Origin of the sequence: Pseudomonas japonica (assembly GCF_900188455.1) — a bacterium.
In the GTDB taxonomy this organism is placed as follows: domain Bacteria; phylum Pseudomonadota; class Gammaproteobacteria; order Pseudomonadales; family Pseudomonadaceae; genus Aquipseudomonas; species Aquipseudomonas japonica.
The window spans coordinates 471,179-491,650 of sequence record NZ_FZOL01000002.1 but is presented as its reverse complement, the minus strand read 5'-3'; the positions used below and the strand labels follow the sequence as shown (position 1 = coordinate 491,650).

The window sequence follows — 20,472 nt, the reverse complement described above, 5'->3', positions numbered from 1 at the left end:
TTGAGCGGTCGGCTTGTACCAAGGAAGGAGAATCAGGGGGTGCGAATTTATGACACAGAGCAGTTTGGCCCCGCGCCATGCTTGTGTATGCTCCGTCCACGTTTGCGGCTCACCATTACAAGAACACTGCCCATGACACTCGCATCTGGTCCTGCCGGCGTGCCAATCGAGGCACGCCGCGGCATTCGCAAGCAATACGCCACGCAGTTGGCGGTCGAGCGTACCCGCTTGCTGTATCAAGGTTCGCTGTTGCCGACCCTGTTCATGCTGTTGAACGGTCTGGTCTGCGCGTGGCTGCTGTGGAGTCCGCAGCGCTACTTGCTGGTCAGCGTCTGGGTGGTGTGGTTGATGGCGCTGGTGTCGTTGCGGGTCATCCAGGTGGCTGCGTTCGATGCCGCGATGCCCGACCGCCAGGCCAAGCCGACCTGGTGGCGCATGTTCCTCCTGGGCTCGGCATTCAGCGGTCTGACCCTGGCCAGCGCGGCGATCGCCCTGGTCCCTGTGGATAACTTCGTGCAGCAGGCCTGGGTCTTCGGCCTGCTCGGCGCCGCGGCGCTTTCCGCCAGCGTGGCCTATGCGGTCAGCCTGTCGGCCTTCCTCAGTTTCGTCCTGCCTTGCCTGGTGCCGCCCATCGTCTTCCTGTTCTGGAGCGGCGATCAGCAGCAGCAGGGCTGGGGGCTGCTTGGCCTGCTGTTGCTGGGGGCCTTGCTGGTGGTGGCCTGGCAGGTCAACCGCCTGATCGAGAACAGCCTGTTGCGGCGCTTCCAGAACCAGGCCCTGATCGAGCACCTGCAGGCCGCGCATGCCCGCAGCGAACAGCTCAACAGGGCACTGGCCGATGAAGTCGATCAACGCCGTGGCGTCGAGGAGAAGCTGCGCGAAGCCCAGGCCGGGCTCGAATCCCGGGTGATGCAGCGCAGCGCCGAACTGGACGTGGCCAGCCAGGCCCTGAGCAAGAGCGAACAGCGCCTGGCCCTGGCCCTGGAGGCCAGCGAACTGGGCCTGTGGGACTGGAACCTGCAGACCGACGAAGTCCACCACACCCAGTTGCGCGAGCTGTTCGGCCTCAACCCCGACGCGGTCAAGGCGATGCTGGCCCACCTCAAGCCGCGCCTGCACCCGGACGATGTGCCGGCGCTCAAGCGCACGCTGGTCGAGCACTTCAAGGGACGCACCGAGGACTACCGCATCGAGTACCGCTTCCGTCACAACGACGGCCATTGGTGTTGGATCGAGGACCGCGGTCGTGCCGTCGAGCGCGACCGTGACGGCCGGGTGGTGCGGATGATCGGGACCCGCCGCGACATCAGCGCGCGCCGGGCCCAGGAAGAACAGCAGCGCCTCGCGGCAACGGTGTTCGAGGCGGCCAGCGAAGGCATCGCCATTCTCGGCCCGGACTATGAACTGCTGGCGCTGAACCAGGCGTTCTGCCGCATGACCGGCTACAACCGCGAGGAACTGCTTGGCCGTAATGCCCTCGAACTGCCCTGCAGCCTGGATGCACGGCGGCATTACGGCGCGATCGACCAGGCGCTGGAACAGCACGGTCGGTGGCAGGGGGAACTGGTCGAGGCGCGCAAGGACGGCACGCTGTACCCGCAATGGCTGCAACTCAACGGGGTGTTCGACAGTCGCGGCAGCATCAGCAATGTCGTGGGCTTCTTCAGCGACCTGTCGGAGCGGCGCGAATCCGAGGAGCGCCTGCGCTACCTCGCCCATTACGACGAACTCACCGGCCTGGCCAACCGCGCGCTGTTTCGCCTGCGCCTGCATGAGGCCGGTCAGCGCCTGCGCACCAGCGGGCGCAGCCTGGCGCTGATGCACATCGACCTCGACCGCTTCAAACTGCTCAACGACAGCCTCGGCCACGAGGTCGCCGACCAGTTGCTCAAGCAGATCGCCCTGCGCATCGGCAATGCCATGTCCGAGGCGGATACCGTGGCCCGGCTGTCCGGCGACGAATTCGTGGTGCTGTTCGATGGCTACAGCAACCTGTCCAGCCTGGTCCGCGTGGCGACCCGCCTGCTGGACAAGCTGCGCGTGCCGGTGCGTTTCGACAACCACGAACTGGTCATCAGCGCCTCGGTGGGCATCGCCCTGTTCTCGGACCTGACCCTGGACCTCAACCTGCTGGTCAGCCAGGCCAATATGGCGATGCAGCACGCCAAGCACCTGGGCGGCGACAACTTCCAGTTCTATACCGAGAGCCTGCAGGCCAGCACCCTCGACCGCCTGCAACTGGAAAACCAGCTGCGCAAGGCCATCGACGAACGCCAGCTGGAGGTCTACTACCAGCCCAAGGTGTGTCTGGCGAATGGTCGCCTGCATGCCGCCGAAGCCCTGGTGCGCTGGAATCACCCGGTCATGGGCATGGTGCCGCCGGGCGACTTCATCGGCCTGGCGGAAGAAACCGGGCTGATCGCGCCGATGGGCGAGTTCGTCCTGCGCCAGGCCTGCTGGCAGGCCTGCGAGTGGCAGCGCCAGGGCCTGGAGCCGATCCGCGTGTCGGTGAACCTGTCGGTCTATCAGTTGCGCCAGGGCAAGTTGGTCAGCCTGGTACGCCAGGTTCTGGAGGAAACTGGCCTGGCACCGCATCTGCTGGAACTGGAACTGACCGAAAGCCAGTTGCTGGATAGCGTCGAGCACATCATCGCGACCTTCAAGCAGTTGCATGAGCTGGGGGTCAAGCTGGCGATCGACGACTTCGGCACCGGCTATTCCTCGCTCAGTTACCTGAAACGCCTGCCAGTGGACTACGTGAAGATCGACCAGGCCTTTATCCGCGGTCTGAAGGAAGGCAGCGAGGATGCCTCGATCACCCGGGCGATCATCATCATGGCGCACAGCCTGGATCTGATGGTGGTCGCCGAGGGCGTGGAAACCGAGGAGCAGTTGCGTTTCCTGCGTGAGCAGGACTGCGACGAAGTGCAGGGTTACCTGATCAGCCGGCCGGTCCAGGCCGATGCGCTGGCGCGCCTGCTACGGGACGAGATGGTCTGGTAGGTCGATTGGGGCGCTTCGCAGCCCTTCGCGAGCAAGCGGCCCCCAAAACCCTAGCCGTGCCAGGCGCGTCCATGGCGGGCCAGCAGGCTGTGGGCCTGCTCCGGGCCATTGGTCCCGGCGTGATAGGGCCGCGGGGTCTGGAAATGCTCCTGCCAGCCCTTGAGGATCGGATCGATCCAGGCCCACGCCGCCTCCACCTCGTCACGGCGCATGAACAGCGTCGAGTCGCCTTCCAGTACATCCAGCAGCAGGCGTTCGTAAGCGTCCCAGCGCCGCGTCTGGCCGAACACCTGGGCCAGGTTGAGGTTCAGTTCCACCGGCTCCAGGTGCATGCCCTTGCCGGGGGTCTTGGTCATCATCTGCAGGCTGATGCGTTCGTCGGGCTGTAGCTGGATCAGCAACTGGTTGGCGCGGTCACCGTCGAACAGGCGGTGCGGCACCGGCTTGAACTGGATGACGATCTGCGACGAGCGCTTGGCCAGGCGCTTGCCGGTGCGCAGGTAGAACGGCACGCCGGCCCAGCGCCAGTTATTGATATGGGCCTCGACGGCGACGAAGGTTTCCGTGTCGCTGTCGTTGTCCACATCCTTCTCGAAGTAGTAGGCGGGGACTTCCTGACCGCCGATCTTGCCGGCGCTGTACTGGCCGCGGACGGTCTTGTCCTGCACATCCTGGTCGGTGATCGGCTTGAGCGCGCGGAGGATTTTCACCTTCTCGTCGCGCACCGACTCGGCATCGAACTGCGCCGGCGGCTCCATGGCCACCAGACAGAGCAGTTGCAGCAGGTGGTTCTGCAGCATGTCGCGGGTGGCACCGGCGCGGTCATAGTAGGCGCCGCGGTTTTCCACGCCGAGGCTTTCGCAGACGCTGATCTGCACATGGTCGATCTGGGTGGCGCGCCACACCGGCTCCAGCAGGGCGTTGGCGAAGCGCAGGGCCATGAGGTTCTGCACGGTTTCCTTGCCCAGGTAGTGGTCGATGCGAAACACCTGGGATTCGTCGAACACCGCGCCGATCGCGCTGTTGATGGCGGTGGCCGACTCCAGCGAATGGCCGATGGGCTTTTCCAGGACAATGCGCGATTCGCTGTCGACCAGTCCGGCGATGCTCAGGTGGGTGACGATGGGGACGAAGAGGTTGGGCGCGGTGGCCAGGTAGTAGATCCGCGCCAGGCCTCCAGGCTCGCCGAGAAAATGCGCGAGGCGGCCGAAGTCGGCGCTCTGCGCGGCGTCCATGGAGAAATAGTCGAGCCGGGTGGCGAAGCGGCCCCAGGTGTCTTCGTCGAAGTCGCTGCGGGCGATCTGGGCGCGGCAGCGGCGTTCTGCAAGCTTTTGAAAACTATTGCGGGGCATCGGGCTGCGGGCCAGGGCGACGATCCGCACAGCGGGGTGCAGACGACCCTCGCGATACAGGTGGTAGAGGGCCGGAAGCAGTTTGTGCAGGGCCAGATCGCCGGTGCCGCCGAAGACCAGAATGTCACAAGGAATAGTCAAACCCACCACTCTCCTGTCTCGTTTAGCTGGGCGGTTCGCCAGTCATGTAGTATAACTACAAGATTGCTACAACCGGCCAGCCGATCATAACCGAGTCCCGCCATTGAATCTGTTGCAACACATCGCCCAGTCGCGGCATCTGCTACGCAAGTCGGAGCTCAAGGTTGCCGACCACGTATTGCTTGACCCCGCGGCGGTCATGCATAGCTCCATGGCCGACCTGGCGCACAGCGTTGGCATCAGCGAGCCGACCATCGTGCGTTTCTGCCGGGCCATCGGCTGCTCGGGCTTCCAGGACCTGAAACTGAAGCTGGCGCAGAGCCTGGCCGCCGGTGCCAGCTTCGGGCAGTTCGCGATTCATGAAGACGACTCGGTCGCCGACTACAGCCTGAAGATCTTCGACACCACCCTGCACACCCTGATGGAAGTGCGCGAGCACCTCGATCCCCAGGCCCTGCAGCGCGCCGTGACCGCCATGGCCCAGGCCCAGCGCGTCGAGTTCTACGGTTTCGGTGCGTCCGGCGCGGTGGCGGCGGATGCCCAGCACAAGTTCTTCCGCCTGCTGCTGAGTGCCGCGGCCTACTCCGACCCGCACATGCAGGCGATGTCGGCGGTGACCCTCAAGCCCGGCGACGTGGCGGTGTGCATTTCCCAGTCCGGTCGTTCCAAGGATCTGCTGATCACTGCGAACATCGTCCGTGAGAGTGGCGCCAACCTCATCACCCTGTGCCCGAGCCAGACCCCATTGGCCGAGTTGTCGACGGTCAACCTGGCCATCGACGTGCATGAAGACACCGAAATCTACACCCCGCTGACCTCGCGTATCGCCCACCTGGTGGTGATCGACGTGCTGGCGATGGGCGTAGCCATGGCCCGCGGGCCGAGCCTGGTCAATCACCTGAAGAGCGTGAAGCGCAGTCTGCGCAGCCTGCGTTTGTCGCCGAAGTCGCTGAAGAACGTCGACGAGTAATTTCTGGCTGTCCGCGATTCCCCGTAGGAGCTGGCTTGCCTGCGAAAGGACCGCGTAGCGGTCCCCAGGATCCTTTCGCAGGCAAGCCAGCTCCTACGGGGGGCGCAGCAAGCAACCAGCCATCACGATTCACACCCCTGTCACCCTCCAGCCGTCAAACCGTCAACTTGCCGCTTCAGTCTGAAACTCCCGCACTCGATCAGGGAGATATGCAATGGCTCGTGAACTCGATGGCTCGTATCAACCCAGCGCCAAATCCCGCAAGCAGCAGGAAAAGGACCAGCGTCGCATGGAATTCCGCCGCGCGATCGAAAGCTATTCCGAACAGCGCCGCCTGCTCCAGGACATCGCCGACTTCCCCGACCTGAAAGACTTCAACGTATGGCAGGTGTCGGCGGCAGAATCCCGGAGAAGCGCTCAACCAGCCCGCTGATCTGCACACGTTCGCTGCGGATGAACGCAAGGAACGCCAAGGCCACCGGCGACTGCCGCTTGGCCTTGGACTGCACCACGCACCAGCTTCGATACAACGGCAATTCCTCCACCGGCAGCTCGCGCAACACCCCGGTGGCCAGTTCCAGATTCAACGCGTGGCGGGTCAGCAGGGCGATACCAAGACCGGCAATGACGCATTCGCGCTGAGCGTCGGCCGAGGTGACTTCCAGGGTCTGAGTGAAGTGCACGCGCTTCTCCTTGAAGTATTCCTCGCAGGCCTTGCGCGTGCCCGAGCCCTGCTCGCGGATCAGCAGGGTATGCGGTTCCAGGTCCTGCAGGCGCAGGCGCTCCATCCGGCACAGCGGATGATCCGGCGGGGCGACGGCGACGATGGGGTTGTTGAGGAACGGCAGGAACTCCAGGCCCATGTCCTGGGGGACCATCGACATGATGATCAGGTCGTCGCGGTTGTCGGAAAGACGGCGAATGGCCTGGGCACGGTTGACCACGGTCAGGGTCAGGTTGACCTCCGGGTGCAGCTTCTTGAACGCCGCGAACAGGTGTGGCACGAAATACTTGGCGCTGGACTCCACGGCCAGCTTCAACTGGCCCTGCAACGAGCCCTGCATGTCCGAGAGCTGCATGTCGAGGCTTTCCAGGCGCCCGAAAATGTCCCGGCTGGCGCGCTGCAAGGCTTCGGCGGCCTCGGTGAGGTAGAGTTTCTTGCCGACGTACTCGAACAGTGGCTGCCCCACCAGCTCTTCGAGCTGGCGAATCTGTAGACTAACGGCGGGTTGTGTCAGCGCCATTTCCTCCGCGGCGCGGCTGTAAGAGCGCAAATCGCACACCTCATTGAAGATCTGCAATTGACGCAATGTCATACGCATCAATGACTTACGCACGTTATCCCCAGCTCTCTGAAAAACTTTGTTACCGCACTATAAGCAATTGCTAATAGAGCCCCTAATAATTATTGATTTTTGTTTATTCACGCACGGCGCTAGGGTGATTGCACGACTGGCCAGTTGATTCTGGTCACGCGCCGACCCGCAGTGGCGGGTCGTTTGTCCAGCGGCTTTGGGAAGACTCCAGTGATAAAAAAAATCCTGATCGCCAACAGGGGTGAGATCGCAGTTCGGATCGTGCGGGCCTGCGCCGAGATGGGCATTCGCTCCGTGGCGATCTATTCCGACGCCGACCGTCACGCCCTGCACGTCAAGCGCGCCGACGAGGCCCACAGCATCGGTGCCGAGCCCCTGGCCGGCTACCTGAACCCGCGCAAGCTGGTCAACCTGGCTGTGGAAACCGGTTGCGATGCTCTGCATCCGGGTTACGGTTTCCTCTCGGAAAACGCTGAACTTGCAGATATCTGCGCCGAACGCGGGATCAAGTTCATCGGTCCGGCCGCTGAAGTCATTCGTCGCATGGGCGACAAGACCGAAGCCCGCCGCAGCATGATCAAGGCTGGCGTACCGGTCACCCCCGGCACCGAAGGCAACGTCGCCGACATCCACGAAGCGCTGAACGAAGGCGACCGCATCGGTTATCCGGTGATGCTCAAGGCCACGTCCGGCGGTGGCGGCCGCGGCATTCGTCGTTGCAACAGTCGCGAAGAGCTGGAGCAGGCCTTCCCGCGGGTGATTTCCGAAGCGACCAAGGCCTTCGGCTCGGCGGAAGTCTTCCTGGAAAAATGCATCGTCAACCCCAAGCACATCGAAGCCCAGATCATTGGTGACAGCTTCGGCAACGTGGTGCACCTGTTCGAGCGTGACTGCTCGATCCAGCGCCGCAACCAGAAGCTCATCGAGATCGCCCCGAGCCCGCAGCTCACCCCGGAACAGCGCGCCTACATCGGCGACCTGGCGGTACGCGCGGCCAAGGCGGTCGGCTATGAAAACGCCGGTACCGTGGAGTTCCTGCTCGCCGAGGGCGAGGTGTACTTCATGGAAATGAACACCCGGGTGCAGGTGGAACACACCATCACCGAGGAAATCACCGGCATCGACATCGTTCGCGAGCAGATCCGCATTGCCTCGGGCCTGCCCCTGTCGGTCAAGCAGGAAGACATCCAGCACCGTGGTTTCGCCCTGCAGTTCCGGATCAACGCCGAGGATCCGAAGAACAACTTCCTGCCGAGCTTCGGCAAGATCACCCGTTACTACGCTCCCGGCGGCCCCGGCGTGCGTACCGACACGGCGATCTACACCGGCTACACCATTCCACCGTTCTACGACTCCATGTGCCTGAAACTGGTGGTCTGGGCGCTGACCTGGGAAGAAGCCATGGACCGCGGCCTGCGCGCCCTGGACGACATGCGCGTGCAAGGGGTGAAGACCACCGCCGCGTACTACCAGGAAATCCTGCGCAATCCGGAATTCCGCAGCGGCCAGTTCAACACCAGCTTCGTGGAAAGCCATCCGGAACTGACCAACTACTCGATCAAGCGCAAACCCGAAGAGCTGGCGCTGGCTATCGCCGCCGCCATCGCCGCGCATGCAGGCCTGTGAGGAACCCATAATGTCCAAGAAAATTTTCGTAACCGACACGATCCTGCGCGACGCCCACCAGTCCCTGCTGGCCACCCGCATGCGCACCGAAGACATGCTGCCGATCTGCGACAAGCTCGACAAAGTCGGCTACTGGTCGCTGGAAGTCTGGGGCGGTGCGACCTTCGACGCCTGCGTGCGCTTCCTCAAGGAAGACCCGTGGGAGCGTCTGCGCAAACTGCGCGCCGCGCTGCCCAACACCCGTCTGCAGATGCTTCTGCGCGGCCAGAACCTGCTCGGCTACCGTCACTACAGCGATGACGTGGTCAAGGCCTTCGTCGCCAAGGCCGCGGTCAACGGCATCGACGTGTTCCGCATCTTCGACGCGATGAACGACGTGCGTAACCTGCGGGTTGCCATCGAAGCGGTGAAGGCTGCCGGCAAGCATGCCCAGGGCACCATCGCCTACACCACCAGCCCGGTGCACACCATCGACGCCTTCGTCGCCCAGGCCAAGCAGATGGAAGCCATGGGTTGCGACTCGGTCGCGATCAAGGACATGGCCGGCCTGCTGACCCCGTTCGCCACGGGCGAACTGGTCAAGGCGCTGAAAGCCGAGCAGTCGCTGCCGGTGTTCATCCACTCCCACGACACCGCCGGCCTGGCCGCCATGTGCCAGCTCAAGGCGGTCGAGAACGGCGCCGACCATATCGACACCGCGATCTCCAGCTTCGCCTGGGGCACCAGCCACCCGGGTACCGAGTCGATGGTCGCCGCGCTCAAGGGCAGCGAGTTCGACACCGGCCTTGATCTGGAACTGCTGCAGGAAATCGGTCTGTACTTCTACGCCGTGCGCAAGAAGTACCACCAGTTCGAAAGCGAGTTCACCTCGGTGGATACCCGCGTCCAGGTCAACCAGGTGCCAGGCGGCATGATCTCCAACCTGGCCAACCAGCTCAAAGAGCAGGGCGCGCTGAACCGCATGAACGAAGTGCTGGCGGAAATCCCGCGGGTCCGCGAAGACCTCGGCTTCCCGCCGCTGGTCACCCCGACCTCGCAGATCGTCGGCACCCAGGCCTTCTTCAACGTGCTCGCCGGTGAGCGCTACAAGACCATCACCAACGAAGTGAAGCTGTACCTGCAAGGCGGTTACGGCAAGGCGCCGGGCGTGGTCAACGAGCAACTGCGGCGTCAGGCCATCGGCAGCGAAGAAGTGATCGACGTGCGTCCGGCCGATCTGCTCAAGCCGGAAATGACCAAGCTGCGTGGCGATATCGGCAGCCTGGCGAAATCCGAGGAAGACGTGCTGACCTTCGCCATGTTCCCGGATATCGGGCGCAAGTTCCTCGAAGAGCGCGAGGCCGGCACCCTGACCCCTGAAGTCCTGCTGCCGATTCCGGAAGCTGGCGCCGTGGCCTCGGCCGGCGGTGAAGGCGTACCGACCGAGTTCGTCATCGACGTCCACGGTGAGACCTACCGCGTCGACATCACTGGTGTCGGCGTCAAGGCCGAAGGCAAGCGTCACTTCTACCTGTCCATCGACGGCATGCCGGAAGAAGTGGTGTTCGAGCCGCTCAACGAGTTCGTCGGCGGTGGCGGCAGCAAGCGCAAGCAGGCCACTGCGCCGGGTCATATCAGCACCACCATGCCGGGCAACATCGTCGATGTCCTGGTCAAGGAAGGCGACACCGTCAAGGCGGGCCAGGCCGTGCTGATCACCGAAGCGATGAAGATGGAAACCGAAGTGCAATCGCCGATCGCCGGCAAGGTTGTCGCCATCCACATCGCCAAGGGCGACCGCGTCAACCCGGGCGAAATCCTGATCGAGATCGAGGGCTGAGACAGCCCTCGGCGGTAAACGGTTAACCTCATGGGGAGCGAATTGCTCCCCTTTTTTTATTTGTGAATCTGCATTTAAGTGCACTTTTTTAATGAGATTCGGTTTAAATCTGTATTTAAATGCAGATTAGTGGTGTGTTTAGCTCGAAAATTTGCACTATATTGCAGATAGGTGATTTCAGTTTTCCGAGCCCGCCATGTATCCGTTGACCCTCCAACTTTATGCGCAAGGAAAGTGGCAGGACGCCATGACCTTGAACTTCGCCCAGCCTGAAAACGGGTTTCTCGGTCCCTGCCAGTACGCCTATGTTTCTGGCTACGTAAGGAGCAACCTCGAGGCCTACCAGAGCACCTTCGAGAAGGCGGTCAGTGTCAATCTGCCGGTGGATTTCGATAGCCATCGATCGAACAAGGCTCCAGCCTTCCTGCACGACATCGCGCCTTCCGGCGCCGCCAGACGCTTCCTGCTCAGGCACATGGTCCGGGAGAAACCGGAAGGGGTATCGGATGACATTTTCCTGCTGACGCGAAGCGCGCCCGCGCCCATCGGTAACCTGCGTATCAAGGAATCGGTGGAGGTACTGGATACTTCGGCCCCGATGGGCTTCAGCGTCGACGATGTCGTGACCCGCGACCAGCGCTTTCTCGAATACGCCTATGAACAGGGAGCGGCCATCGGCGGTGCGACCGGCGCGGGCGGGGAGGCGCCGAAGCTGCTGCTGACTGAAGGGCGGGAAGGGTTGCTCTATCCGGACGCCGTGCTGGATGACGGCCAGGCCACTTGCCACTGGTTCGTGAAATTTGCCCGCAATCAGGCATTGGCCGATGACCAGACCATCCTGCGTGCCGAGTACCTTTACTACAAGGCGCTGCGTCAACTGGGCATCGACACGGTGGAGACGGCTGAACAGGGGTTGAAGGAGGCCGCAAAACCGAGCCTGTGGCTGAAAAGATTCGACCGGAAAACAGGCGCCAGCGGCGTCGAACGACTAGCGGTGGAATCGGTGTACTCGCTGACAGGAGTAACCGAGCCAGGCAGCCAGATGGACCATCTGGAAGTCATCGAGGCACTCGCCAGCTTGTGGATAAGAGCCGGGCAGAAGGACCAGGTGCCAGACCTGGTGGCTGAGTATCTGCGGCGCGACCTGATCAACAAGATCCTCGGCAATTCCGACAACCATGGCCGCAACACCGCGATCATCCGCAGTGGCGACAAGCTGCGGCTGGCGCCTATCTACGACCTGGCACCCATGGTCATGGATGCCGAGGGCATCACGCGGACGACGAAGTGGGCCTCGCCCGTGGAGCGTGGTGGAGAGGTCGACTGGCTCGCGGCCTGCCGCTTGCTGGAACCGCTGGTCGATCCGCAACAGGTATTCGAGCGCTTGCGCCATGACGCACGCGCGCTGATGGCATTGCCGGATCTGCTGGTCGACTCGGGATTGCCGGAGACGGTCATGAGCCACCCGGCCATCGCTTTGAAGAATCTGGAACAACGTATGAAGGGCTGGGGATTGCTATGACGGTTTCGATCGAGATTCGCGCTTTGTTGATCGAAAGCGTCCTCCAGGGCATCGCCGACGGGTCTCTGGAACTGGGTGCCGCGGTGCGCAAGTTGCGCACGGAAGTGGCGAAGCTGCAGCAGACCCAGTTCGCGAAGATGTGCAGGATTTCGGTACGCACCCTGATCCAGATCGAGCAGGGTGAGGGCAATCCGACGCTCAATTCGCTGAATGCGGTATTCCGGCCGTTTGGCTTGCAGATGGGGGTTCTGCGGCGGCCTGACAGGCCAAAGTAACACCGGGCTCGCGCCCCCGTAGGAGCTGGCTAGCCTGCGAAAGGACCGCGAAGCGGTCCCGGACCTCACCGCTATTGGGGACCGCTGCGCGTTCCTTCGCGGTGGTTCGTCGCACGACAAGCCACGCTCCTGCGAAGAATGCGCGGTAGCGTGTTCTAGCGCTGGAAGCCCTTCCCGTAATGCTTCTCCAGCCGCGCCTGCACCAACTCCAGGGCAACCGACAGCAGCCAGTAGATCAGCGCCGCCGTCGTCAGCATCTCCAGGTACCGATAGGTCGACCGCCCGTACGACTGGGCCAGGAACATCACTTCCCACACCCCCATCACCGAAATCAGCGACGAGTCCTTCAGCATCGAAATGAACTGGTTCGCCCCCGGCGGAATGATGGTGCGCATGGCCTGGGGCAGGGTGATGTGCCAGAAGATGGTCGCCGGGCGCATGCCCAGGGCCAGTGCCGCCTGGCGTTGGCCCTGGGCGACGCCGAGGATGCCGGCGCGGAAGATTTCGCTGAGGTAGGCGCCATAGTTCAGCGACAGGGCGATGATCCCCGCGCTGATCGCGCCGGGCACCAGGCCGATCTGCGGCAAACCGAGGTAGATCAGGAGGATCTGGATCAGCAGCGGCGTGCCGCGGAAGAACGAGGTGTAGAAACTCGCGACGCCCAGCAGCACCGCGCTGCTCGACAAGCGCGCCAGGGCAGCGGCAAAGCCCAGCGCCACCGAGCAGACCATCGAGCACAGGCAGAGGAACAGGGTCAGCGCCGCACCCTGGAGGAAGCCGTTCGGGCCCAGCTTGAAGCCGGCCAGGTTTGGAAACTTCTCGATGATGATCGAAAACTTCAGATCAAAACTCAGGAAGAAGCCGACAAACACCAGCAGCAGGATCAGCCAGGTCAGGTACAGCCGCGTCCGGAAGCCCGGTAGCGGCAGGCCCGCGCGCGAGGCGGCGGGCTTTGGCGAGGGTTCGTGAGCACTCATTTACTGATGTCGGCGCCGATCCATTTGTTCGACAGCCTGGCCAGGGTGCCATCGGCCTTCAGCTGGGCGAAGACTTCGCGAACCTTGGCGTCCCACTCGGCATCGCCTTTCTCGATCGCTACCGAGTTCGGCTCTTCATACAGCGGCGCGCCGGCCAGCTTGAAGCGCTGGTTCTGATTCAGGCGCGGCTGGGCGGTGACCAGGTTGGTGAGGATGGCATCCAGGCGCTTGCCGGCGCCCAGGCCGAGGTCCTGGAAGGCGACGTTGTCGGTGTCGTACGGGGCGATCTGCACGGCGTCGAACGGGTACTCGATCTTCGTGTCCTCGGCCCCTTCGATCACCAGGTTCTTGTTCAGGTAGCTCTCGTAGCTGGATGCGGCGGTCAGGCCGACCTTCAGGCCGTCCAGGTCCTTGGCCGAGTGGATGCGCTCGTCCTTGGCGTTGACCACGATCACCGCTGGCGAGGCGTAGTACTCCACCGGGAAGTCGAAGACCTCGGCGCGGGCCCTGCTCGGGGTCATGGAGCAGATGCAGATGTCGTAGCGCCCGCTCCAGCGGCCAGCGGCGATCACGTCCCACGATGGGGTTTCCAGGCGCAGCTTCACGCCCAGCTTGTCGGCAACGGCCTTGGCCACGTCGACGTCGAAGCCGTCCAACTGGTTCTGCTCATTGAGGAAGGAAAACGGTGGATAACTTTCCATCAGCACGTTGACCAGTTCCTTGCGGGATTCCACACGGTCCAGGGTGGCGCCGGCGAAGGCTTGGGTGGCAGCGGTCAAGGCCAGCAGGCCCGCGCCCAACAGGGAGGAAAATTGCATGGGAATCACCGGAAAAGTTGTAAGACAGAACGTGTCAGGTATTAAATAGTTATAAATATATCGGCACTAATACGTTTTATTTCTATTCATAGAAGCGAGTGTTATATGGGCGAAAAGTCGTTGGTCATTCTCGATGGCGGCATGGGCCGGGAACTGCAGCGCCGTGGCGCGCCGTTCCGCCAGCCGGAGTGGTCGGCGCTCGCGTTGAGCGAGGCGCCGGAAGCGGTGGTGGCGGTGCACCGTGCTTATATCGAAGCCGGTGCCCAGGTGATCACCAGCAACAGCTATGCGGTGGTGCCGTTCCATATTGGCGAGGAACGCTTCAAGGCCGAAGGCCGCGCCCTGGCCGGCACCGCGGGGCAACTGGCACGTACCGCGGCGGATGCCGGACCGCAGAAGGTGCGGGTTGCCGGTTCCCTGCCGCCGCTGTTCGGCTCCTATCGCCCCGACCTGTTCCAGGCCGAGCGCGTTGGCGACGTGTTGAACCCGCTGGTGGAAGGCCTGGCCGAACATGTCGACCTGTGGCTGGCGGAAACCCAGAGCGCGGTTGCCGAGGTCCGCGCGATCCGTGCCGGGCTGCCGCAGGACGGCAAGCCGTTCTGGGTGTCGTTCACTCTGCAGGACGAGGACGTCGATGACGTGCCGCGCCTGCGTTCGGGCGAGCCGGTGGTGGACGCGGCCGAAGCACTGGCGGCGCTGGGTGTGCAGACCCTGCTGTTCAACTGCAGCCAGCCGGAAGTGATCGGTGACGCCATCGATGCCGCGTTGGCGACTTTCCAGCGCCTGGGTGCGGATATCCCGGTTGGCGCTTATGCCAATGCCTTCCCGCCGCAGCCGAAGGATGCCACGGCCAATGATGGTCTCGATGAGCTGCGCGAAGACCTCGATCCGCCGGGTTACCTGCACTGGGTGCAGGATTGGCGCAAGCGCGGCGCCAGTCTGCTGGGCGGTTGCTGCGGGATTGGACCCGAGCATATCGCGCTCTTGGCTCAGAGCCTGAAGTAACCTGATTTGGGGCCGCGCAACGGCCCCATCAGCAACGACTCGCTAGCCCTTGCGGCAATCCTCCAGCGTCCTGACCTGCCCCCCAGGCTGCTGGTTCTCCTCGCTCAGCCAGCGCTCGAAAGCGGCCGCCACCGCCGGCCACTCGTCATCGGTGATCGAATACCAGGCGGTGTCGCGGTTCTGGTCCTTGACCACCATGTGCTGGCGGAACACCCCCTCGAAGGTGAAGCCGAAGCGCTCCGCGGCCCGCCGCGAACGGGCGTTGGCGTTGTTGCACTTCCATTCGAAACGACGGTTGCCCAGTTCGAAGGCCAGCTTGCCCAGCAGGTACACCGCCTCGGTGCCCTTGGGCGTGCGCTGCATGGCGGCGCCGAAGGCGATATGACCGACTTCGATACGGCCATGGGCGGCCACGATGGACATCAGGCTGAGAATCCCCTGGACCTGGCCACTGACCCGGTCGATGACGCTGTAGAACAGCGGGTCGCGGCCGTTGGCGTTGTCCCGCAGCCAGCGGTCGAAGGGCTCGCGCTCGGTGAAAGGCCCATAAGGCAGGTAGTCCCACAAGCTGGCGTCGGCGTTCGGGCCCTGGAGCACTTCCCAGAGATCGTCGCCGTGCCGGGCGGGATCGAGTTTTTCCAGGCGAATGAAGCGCCCGTTCAGCGGCTCGGCCTGCGGTTCGCGGGCGGGTTTCCAGTTGAGATGGCTGCTCATGAGTGCCCCTCCATCGGTTTGCGGAACTGGATGAAGCCGGGACGCTCGGCGACCTTCTCGTACAAGGTGATGGCGGTGGCGTTGGTTTCGTGGGTCAGCCAGTGGACCTTGCAGCAGTTGGCCGCGCTGGCGGCGGCGTAGACGTGTTCGATCAGCTTGCGGCCGATGCCCAGGCCGCGCTGGTCACCGTCGACGTACAGGTCCTGCAGGTAGCAGGCGTTTTCCACAGCCCAGTTGGTGCGGTGGAAGATCCAGTTGACCATGCCCAGCGCCTTGCCATCGACCCAGGCCAGGGCGGAATTGGTGGTTTCCGCGGGGTCGAGAAAGCGCTTCCAGGTCTCGGCACTCACCGCGTCGGGCAATTCGGTTTCATAGAAGCGCAGGTAGGCCTGCCACAGGGGCAGCCAGGCGGCGTGGTCGGCGGCGGTGACTGGACGAATCTCTACGGTAGGCATGTGATGCGTTCCTTCAGGGTTGCTGCATCAAGGCAGCGAGGTTGTTGTCCAGCAGGTCGGCGCTGGCGGCAAGACCGCTGCGCACACCTTCGTGATCGATGGCCGAGCGGTTCTGGCTCAGCTTGCGGTTGCATTGCAGGCGCTCGATGGGCACGGCGAAACCGACGATGGCCTTGAGCATGCCTTGCAGGTAATCGGCCGGTGCGTCGTCCACCGACCAGGGCCGGGCGCGGCCCTGTTCATGCTGGTCGCTCAGGCGCCGGACGATATCCAGCAGAGGTTCCGGGTTGTGGATAACGTGCGGGGTGCCCCAGGCGTGTACCGCGACATAGTTCCAGGTCGGCACGGTGCGCGGGTCTTGCGCTTTGCTCGGATAGTAGCCGGGGCTGACGTAGGCGTCGGCTCCGGGGAACACCAGCAGCACTTCGGCAGCGCTTTCCAGGTCGCGCCACTGCGGGTTGCCGCGGGCTACATGGCCGTACAGGGTGCCCTTGGGACCGGCATGCGGGTCCAGCAGCAGCGGTACGTGGGAGGCCTGCAGGCCGTGCTCGCCATTGCTGATCAGCACCGCCAGGCGGGTGTTGGCGATATGTTCGAGCTGGTGTTGCAGGTCGTCGTCTTTGAAAGCGCTGGGTGTGTACATGGAAAAAATCCCTTGGCGAGTGGGATCAATCCTAGGCAGGCTATTGGTTCATGGTAAGAGCCATTTCATGCAAATTTCATGGGTCCATTGATCATGGTCGAATCGTCTGTTTCCCTGCTTTTCGATCCTTCCGGCATCGTCCTGGACCGCCGCCAGGGCCTGAGTCGCCAGCTGTACCAGGCGTTGCGAGCACGGGTGCTGGACGGGCGCCTCGGCAGTGGCACGCGCTTGCCTGCGAGCCGGGACATGGCGGCGATCCTTGGTCTTTCGCGCAACAGCGTGGTGCGCGCCTACGACCAGTTGTATGCCGAGGGTTTCATCGAAAGCCGGGTCGGTGACGGGACGTACGTCAGCCAGCTGCCAAAATTGTCCACAAAAGTATCCACAGGGTTATCCCGGGGTTTATCTACAGGGTTATCCACAATTTCGGCAGAAAATACTGGTGATTCGTCCAGTAAAGTTATCCACACCACCGCGCTTTTTCGTCTGGAAAACCATCATTTGCCTACGCCAAGAAGCGGTCCGCCGCGGGCTTTTCGCGTCGGCGTACCGGCTTACGACCTGTTCCCGTTCGAGGTCTGGGCCAAGCTGCAGGCGGGTTTCTGGCGAAACCCCGAAATGGCGACACTGGGCTATGGCGACCCGGCGGGGGAACCGCTGCTTCGGGAACTCATCGCGGCCTACCTGCGACGATCGCGGGGACTTTCCTGCACGCCTGAACAAATTGTGATCACCAGTGGTGCACAGCAGGCCATCAGCCTTTGTGCACAGTTGCTGTTGGAGCCCGGGGCCGGGGTGGCTGTGGAAAACCCGGGCTATCGTGCGGCAGCCTGTGCCTTCGCTCTGACCGGAGCGGCAGTGCATGGCGTCGCTGTGGATAACGACGGGCTGGATTGCGCCGCGCTTTCCCGGTTGGGCGACTGCCGCATGGCCTATGTCACGCCGTCCCATCAATACCCCACCGGCGTGGTGATGAGCCTGGCCCGGCGTCTCGAGTTACTGGCCTGGGCCGAGCGCAACCAGGGCTGGATCGTCGAGGACGACTATGACGGTGAGTACCGTTACAGCGGTGCGCCGTTGGCGCCTCTGGCGGCGTTGGATCGCAGCGGACGGGTGTTGTATGTCGGCACCTTCAGCAAGGTGGCGTTTCCGGGGCTGCGCCTGGGCTACCTGGTGCTGCCGCGGCAACTGGTGCAGCCGTTTTCCCGCTGCCGGGCGCTGATGGTGCGGCATTCGGAGGTGGGTACGCAGGCGGTGATGGCGCAGTTCATGGCCCAGGGGCATTTCCAGCGGCACATCCGCCGTATGCGCCGCGCGGCGCTGCTACGGCGCAATGCCTTGCTGGCCGGATGGCCTGTGGATATCCCCGGGGTGGGAGGATTGCCCGAGATGGTCGCCGGCCTGCATGTCAAAGTGGATGTGGATAACTTCGAGCGGGAGCGTTGGCTGGTGGAGAGGGCTCTGGAAGTGGGGGTGGAGCTGAACGGGCTGGGTGATTACTGGTTCTGTGAGCCGGAGCGGGCTGTGGATAAGACGGCGGGACTGGTGTTGGGGTTTGCCGCCGTTGGCGAGGCCGGCATCGCAGACGCCTTGCGGCGCCTGCGAACAGCCTGGGGCGGCGGCACCCCGTAGGTTTTCGCGGGCAAGCCAAGCCGTCAGGTCCCCGCCTTGATCTTGGTCCAGGCACGCGTCCGTGCCCGTTCGCCCTCGCGATTCAGCGGCTGCAGGGTATACAGCTTGGTCATCGCCTCCGCCGTCGGGTACAGGTTGGGGTTGTTGCGGATTGCCGGGGCGACCTTCTCGGTGGCGTCCTTGTTCGGGTTCGGATAGCCGACGAAGTCGCTGATCGGCGCGATCACTTGCGGTTGCAGCAGGTAGTTGATGAACGCATGGGCATCGTCCGGGTTGGCCGCGCCTTTCGGAATCGCCAGCATGTCGAACCAGATTGGTGCGCCTTCCTTCGGCAGGCGCATGTCCACCACCACACCGTTCTTCGCCTCGATGGCACGGTTGGCCGCCTGCGAGAAGCTGCCGGAGTAGCCCACCGCCACGCAGATGTCGCCATTGGCGATGTCGGCCATGTACTTGGACGAATGGAAATAGGTGATGTGCGGCCGGATCTTCAGCATCAGTTCCTCGGCCTTCTTGTAGTCCGCCGGCTTGTCGCTGTTCGGCGGCAAGCCCAGGTACTGCAGGGCCAGCGGCATGATTTCCGACGGTGAATCGAGCAGCGCCACGCCGCATTGCTTGAGCTTGGCGATGTTCTCTTCCTTGAAGATCAGGTCCCAGCTGTCCACCGGTGCGTCATCGCCCAGGGCGGCCTTGACCTTGGCCGGGTTGAAGCCGATCAGCACGGTGCCATACATGTATGGCACGGCGAACTTGTTGCCCGGGTCGTTGGCCTCGATCAGCTTCATCAGCGCCGGATCGAGGTGCTGCCAGTTGGGCAGCTTGCTGCGATCCAGCGGCTGGAACACGCCCGCTTCGATCTGCTTGGCCAGGAACACGTTGGACGGCACCACCACGTCGTAGCCGGAATTGCCGGTGAGCAGCTTGGCTTCCAGGGCCTCGTTGGTGTCGAAGATGTCGTAGATCAGCTTGACCTGGCCGTCCTTCTGGAAGTCGGTCAGGGTCTGCGGGGTGATGTAGTCGAACCAGTTGTAGACCCGCAAGGTACGTTGCTCGGCGGCGGCCTGGAGGCTACCGGCGAGCAGGGTGGTACACAGCAGGGGGGCGAGCAGTCGCTTGAGTCGAGTCATGCCTGGGCTTCCTGTTGAGCGCGTTCGAAACCTTCGAGAACGTTCACGGCATTGATGCCGATTTCTTCCACCGCATAGCCACCCTCCATCACGAACAGGGTCGGCTTGCCCAGGCGCGCGATACGCTCGCCCATGGCCAGGTAATCGGGGCTGTCGAGCTTGAACTGGGAGATCGGATCGTCCTTGAAGGTGTCCACCCCCAGGGAAATGACCAGCACGTCCGGTGCGTAGGCGTCGATCCGCTGGCACGCCTGGTCGAGGGCATTGCTCCAGGTGGCCCAGTCGCTGCCGGCGGGCAGCGGGTAGTTGACGTTACAGCCCTCGCCGGGGCCCTCGCCCTGTTCGTCGGCATAACCGAGGAAGAACGGGAATTCCGCCTGTGGATCGCCGTGGATCGAGGCGAAGAACACGTCGCTGCGTCGGTAGAAGATCTCCTGGGTGCCGTTGCCGTGGTGGTAGTCGACATCGAGGATGGCCACGCGCTGGTGGCCATGGTCGAGAAATGCCTGGGCGGCGATGGCGGCGTTGTTCAGGTAGCAGTAGCCGCCCATCACGTCGCTGGCGGCGTGATGTCCCGGCGGGCGGCAGAGGGCGAAGGCGCTGTGGGCGCCGGCCTGGATCGCCGCCTGGGCAGTGAGCGCGACTTGCGCCGCGCTGTAGGCGGCCTGCCAGGTGCCGGCGGTGATCGGTGCGCCGGCGTCGAAGCTGTAGTAGCCCAGTTCGCCGAGCAGGCTGGTGGGCTTGACCCGGCGCAGGGTCCGCGCTGGCCAGGTGAACGGCAGCAGGTCGCCATCACGCCCCAGCTCGGCCCAGCGGGCCCAGGCACCTTCGAAGAAGTTCAGGTAGTCGGCACTGTGCACCCGCCGCAGGGGCTCGCGGCCGAAATCGGTGGGGCCGCTGACAGGCCCGATATTGCGGGCCTTGACCCGTTGCAGCACATGATCGGCGCGGGACGGCATCTCGAAGCAGGGCATGAGCTGGCCGTCGATCAGCTCGCAGCGGCCGTGGTGCAGGCGGTGGTCATCGGAATAGATCGTCAGCATTGTTGTTCTCCCTATCACTGGCGTACTTCCCGAA

General features: G+C 63.4%; 18 protein-coding genes. 9 read left to right on the top strand and 9 right to left on the bottom strand.

Translation table 11 applies throughout. From position 1 onward, the window contains the following. The first annotated feature begins 132 nt into the window (after positions 1–132). The gene (locus CHB99_RS04505) at positions 133–3,003 is read left to right on the top strand and encodes an EAL domain-containing protein (RefSeq protein ID WP_042121618.1); all 2,871 of its coding nucleotides are present in this window, start codon (positions 133–135) and stop codon (positions 3,001–3,003) included. Between the two features lie 50 nt (positions 3,004–3,053). Here CHB99_RS04505 and zwf read toward each other — a convergent pair whose 3' ends face one another. Further along, positions 3,054–4,496 carry a glucose-6-phosphate dehydrogenase gene (gene zwf / locus CHB99_RS04500; protein WP_042121617.1) on the bottom strand — a complete coding sequence of 481 codons (1,443 nt, stop codon included), beginning with the start codon at positions 4,494–4,496 and terminating at the stop codon, positions 3,054–3,056. Positions 4,497–4,599: 103 nt separating this feature from the next. Between zwf and hexR the strand changes: the two genes are divergently transcribed. After that, the gene (hexR, locus tag CHB99_RS04495) at positions 4,600–5,466 is read left to right on the top strand and encodes a transcriptional regulator HexR (RefSeq protein ID WP_042121616.1); all 867 of its coding nucleotides are present in this window, start codon (positions 4,600–4,602) and stop codon (positions 5,464–5,466) included. A gap of 214 nt (positions 5,467–5,680) precedes the next feature. Next, positions 5,681–5,899 carry a PA3496 family putative envelope integrity protein gene (locus CHB99_RS04490; RefSeq protein WP_084702508.1) on the top strand — a complete coding sequence of 73 codons (219 nt, stop codon included), beginning with the start codon at positions 5,681–5,683 and terminating at the stop codon, positions 5,897–5,899. Here CHB99_RS04490 and CHB99_RS04485 read toward each other — a convergent pair. Continuing rightward, complete coding sequence (locus CHB99_RS04485) at positions 5,841–6,803, bottom strand: LysR family transcriptional regulator (RefSeq protein WP_042121615.1); 963 nt, start codon at positions 6,801–6,803, stop codon at positions 5,841–5,843. The genes CHB99_RS04490 and CHB99_RS04485 overlap by 59 nt on opposite strands. A gap of 189 nt (positions 6,804–6,992) precedes the next feature. Between CHB99_RS04485 and CHB99_RS04480 the strand changes: the two genes are divergently transcribed. The 4 genes from CHB99_RS04480 to CHB99_RS04465 all read left to right on the top strand — a co-directional run bounded on the left by CHB99_RS04480 (position 6,993) and on the right by CHB99_RS04465 (position 12,024). Further along, positions 6,993–8,408, top strand: coding sequence for an acetyl-CoA carboxylase biotin carboxylase subunit (locus CHB99_RS04480; protein WP_009402468.1), 1,416 nt, complete (start codon positions 6,993–6,995; stop codon positions 8,406–8,408). Positions 8,409–8,418: 10 nt separating this feature from the next. Next, the gene (gene oadA, locus CHB99_RS04475; RefSeq protein ID WP_042121614.1) at positions 8,419–10,227 is read left to right on the top strand and encodes a sodium-extruding oxaloacetate decarboxylase subunit alpha; all 1,809 of its coding nucleotides are present in this window, start codon (positions 8,419–8,421) and stop codon (positions 10,225–10,227) included. Positions 10,228–10,423: 196 nt separating this feature from the next. After that, entirely contained in the window at positions 10,424–11,749 is a 1,326-nt protein-coding gene (locus CHB99_RS04470) for a type II toxin-antitoxin system HipA family toxin (protein ID WP_042121613.1), read from the top strand. Continuing rightward, on the top strand, positions 11,746–12,024 hold the full coding sequence (locus CHB99_RS04465; RefSeq protein WP_042121612.1) for a helix-turn-helix domain-containing protein: 279 nt from the start codon (positions 11,746–11,748) through the stop codon (positions 12,022–12,024). The genes CHB99_RS04470 and CHB99_RS04465 overlap by 4 nt, the downstream gene beginning before the upstream one ends. A gap of 155 nt (positions 12,025–12,179) precedes the next feature. On the opposite strand, the gene CHB99_RS04460 is transcribed toward CHB99_RS04465, so the two are convergent. Both CHB99_RS04460 and CHB99_RS04455 read right to left on the bottom strand, forming a co-directional pair. Further along, positions 12,180–13,001 (bottom strand): amino acid ABC transporter permease, encoded by an 822-nt coding sequence (locus tag CHB99_RS04460; RefSeq protein ID WP_042121611.1) that lies wholly within the window; start codon positions 12,999–13,001, stop codon positions 12,180–12,182. Further along, complete coding sequence (locus CHB99_RS04455) at positions 12,998–13,819, bottom strand: ABC transporter substrate-binding protein (RefSeq protein WP_042121610.1); 822 nt, start codon at positions 13,817–13,819, stop codon at positions 12,998–13,000. Before CHB99_RS04455 ends, CHB99_RS04460 begins: the two co-directional genes overlap by 4 nt. Positions 13,820–13,924: 105 nt before the next feature. Here CHB99_RS04455 and CHB99_RS04450 point away from each other — a divergent pair, with 105 nt between their 5' ends. Continuing rightward, positions 13,925–14,824, top strand: coding sequence for a homocysteine S-methyltransferase family protein (locus tag CHB99_RS04450; RefSeq protein WP_042121609.1), 900 nt, complete (start codon positions 13,925–13,927; stop codon positions 14,822–14,824). Positions 14,825–14,866: 42 nt separating this feature from the next. Here CHB99_RS04450 and CHB99_RS04445 read toward each other — a convergent pair whose 3' ends face one another. Genes CHB99_RS04445 through CHB99_RS04435 form a run of 3 tightly spaced genes read right to left on the bottom strand, consistent with a single transcriptional unit; the run spans position 14,867 to position 16,636 of the window. Beyond that, positions 14,867–15,538: a GNAT family N-acetyltransferase gene (locus CHB99_RS04445; RefSeq protein WP_042121608.1), complete on the bottom strand. Its 672-nt coding sequence runs from the start codon at positions 15,536–15,538 to the stop codon at positions 14,867–14,869. Continuing rightward, a complete protein-coding gene (locus tag CHB99_RS04440) occupies positions 15,535–15,993 on the bottom strand; it encodes a GNAT family N-acetyltransferase (protein WP_042121607.1) in 459 nt (152 codons plus the stop codon). Before CHB99_RS04440 ends, CHB99_RS04445 begins: the two co-directional genes overlap by 4 nt. Before the next feature lie 13 nt (positions 15,994–16,006). Next, the gene (locus CHB99_RS04435; RefSeq protein ID WP_042121606.1) at positions 16,007–16,636 is read right to left on the bottom strand and encodes an FMN-binding negative transcriptional regulator; all 630 of its coding nucleotides are present in this window, start codon (positions 16,634–16,636) and stop codon (positions 16,007–16,009) included. A gap of 93 nt (positions 16,637–16,729) precedes the next feature. On the opposite strand from CHB99_RS04435, the gene pdxR reads away from it, so the two are divergent. Continuing rightward, positions 16,730–18,268: a MocR-like pyridoxine biosynthesis transcription factor PdxR gene (gene pdxR / locus CHB99_RS04430; RefSeq protein WP_042121697.1), complete on the top strand. Its 1,539-nt coding sequence runs from the start codon at positions 16,730–16,732 to the stop codon at positions 18,266–18,268. 23 nt (positions 18,269–18,291) lie between these two features. On the opposite strand, the gene CHB99_RS04425 is transcribed toward pdxR, so the two are convergent. Together CHB99_RS04425 and CHB99_RS04420 are read right to left on the bottom strand one after the other, a co-directional pair. Next, a complete protein-coding gene (locus CHB99_RS04425; protein WP_042121605.1) occupies positions 18,292–19,395 on the bottom strand; it encodes a polyamine ABC transporter substrate-binding protein in 1,104 nt (367 codons plus the stop codon). Continuing rightward, positions 19,392–20,438, bottom strand: a complete 1,047-nt coding sequence (locus tag CHB99_RS04420; protein WP_042121604.1) for a histone deacetylase family protein — start codon at positions 20,436–20,438, stop codon at positions 19,392–19,394. The genes CHB99_RS04425 and CHB99_RS04420 overlap by 4 nt, the downstream gene beginning before the upstream one ends. Between the last annotated feature and the right edge of the window lie 34 nt (positions 20,439–20,472).

What these genes read in the sequence shown, in the direction of transcription:
- CHB99_RS04440 (WP_042121607.1), bottom strand. Translation starts at nt 15,993, where the DNA reads ATGCCTACCGTAGAGATTCGTCCAGTCACCGCCGCCGACCACGCCGCC.
- CHB99_RS04435 (WP_042121606.1), bottom strand. Translation starts at nt 16,636, where the DNA reads ATGTACACACCCAGCGCTTTCAAAGACGACGACCTGCAACACCAGCTC.
- CHB99_RS04425 (WP_042121605.1), bottom strand. Translation starts at nt 19,395, where the DNA reads ATGACTCGACTCAAGCGACTGCTCGCCCCCCTGCTGTGTACCACCCTG.
- CHB99_RS04420 (WP_042121604.1), bottom strand. Translation starts at nt 20,438, where the DNA reads ATGCTGACGATCTATTCCGATGACCACCGCCTGCACCACGGCCGCTGC.
- pdxR (WP_042121697.1), top strand. Translation starts at nt 16,730, where the DNA reads ATGGTCGAATCGTCTGTTTCCCTGCTTTTCGATCCTTCCGGCATCGTC.
- CHB99_RS04455 (WP_042121610.1), bottom strand. Translation starts at nt 13,819, where the DNA reads ATGCAATTTTCCTCCCTGTTGGGCGCGGGCCTGCTGGCCTTGACCGCT.
- CHB99_RS04465 (WP_042121612.1), top strand. Translation starts at nt 11,746, where the DNA reads ATGACGGTTTCGATCGAGATTCGCGCTTTGTTGATCGAAAGCGTCCTC.
- CHB99_RS04450 (WP_042121609.1), top strand. Translation starts at nt 13,925, where the DNA reads ATGGGCGAAAAGTCGTTGGTCATTCTCGATGGCGGCATGGGCCGGGAA.
- CHB99_RS04445 (WP_042121608.1), bottom strand. Translation starts at nt 15,538, where the DNA reads ATGAGCAGCCATCTCAACTGGAAACCCGCCCGCGAACCGCAGGCCGAG.
- CHB99_RS04470 (WP_042121613.1), top strand. Translation starts at nt 10,424, where the DNA reads ATGTATCCGTTGACCCTCCAACTTTATGCGCAAGGAAAGTGGCAGGAC.
- CHB99_RS04460 (WP_042121611.1), bottom strand. Translation starts at nt 13,001, where the DNA reads ATGAGTGCTCACGAACCCTCGCCAAAGCCCGCCGCCTCGCGCGCGGGC.
- oadA (WP_042121614.1), top strand. Translation starts at nt 8,419, where the DNA reads ATGTCCAAGAAAATTTTCGTAACCGACACGATCCTGCGCGACGCCCAC.
- CHB99_RS04505 (WP_042121618.1), top strand. Translation starts at nt 133, where the DNA reads ATGACACTCGCATCTGGTCCTGCCGGCGTGCCAATCGAGGCACGCCGC.
- CHB99_RS04490 (WP_084702508.1), top strand. Translation starts at nt 5,681, where the DNA reads ATGGCTCGTGAACTCGATGGCTCGTATCAACCCAGCGCCAAATCCCGC.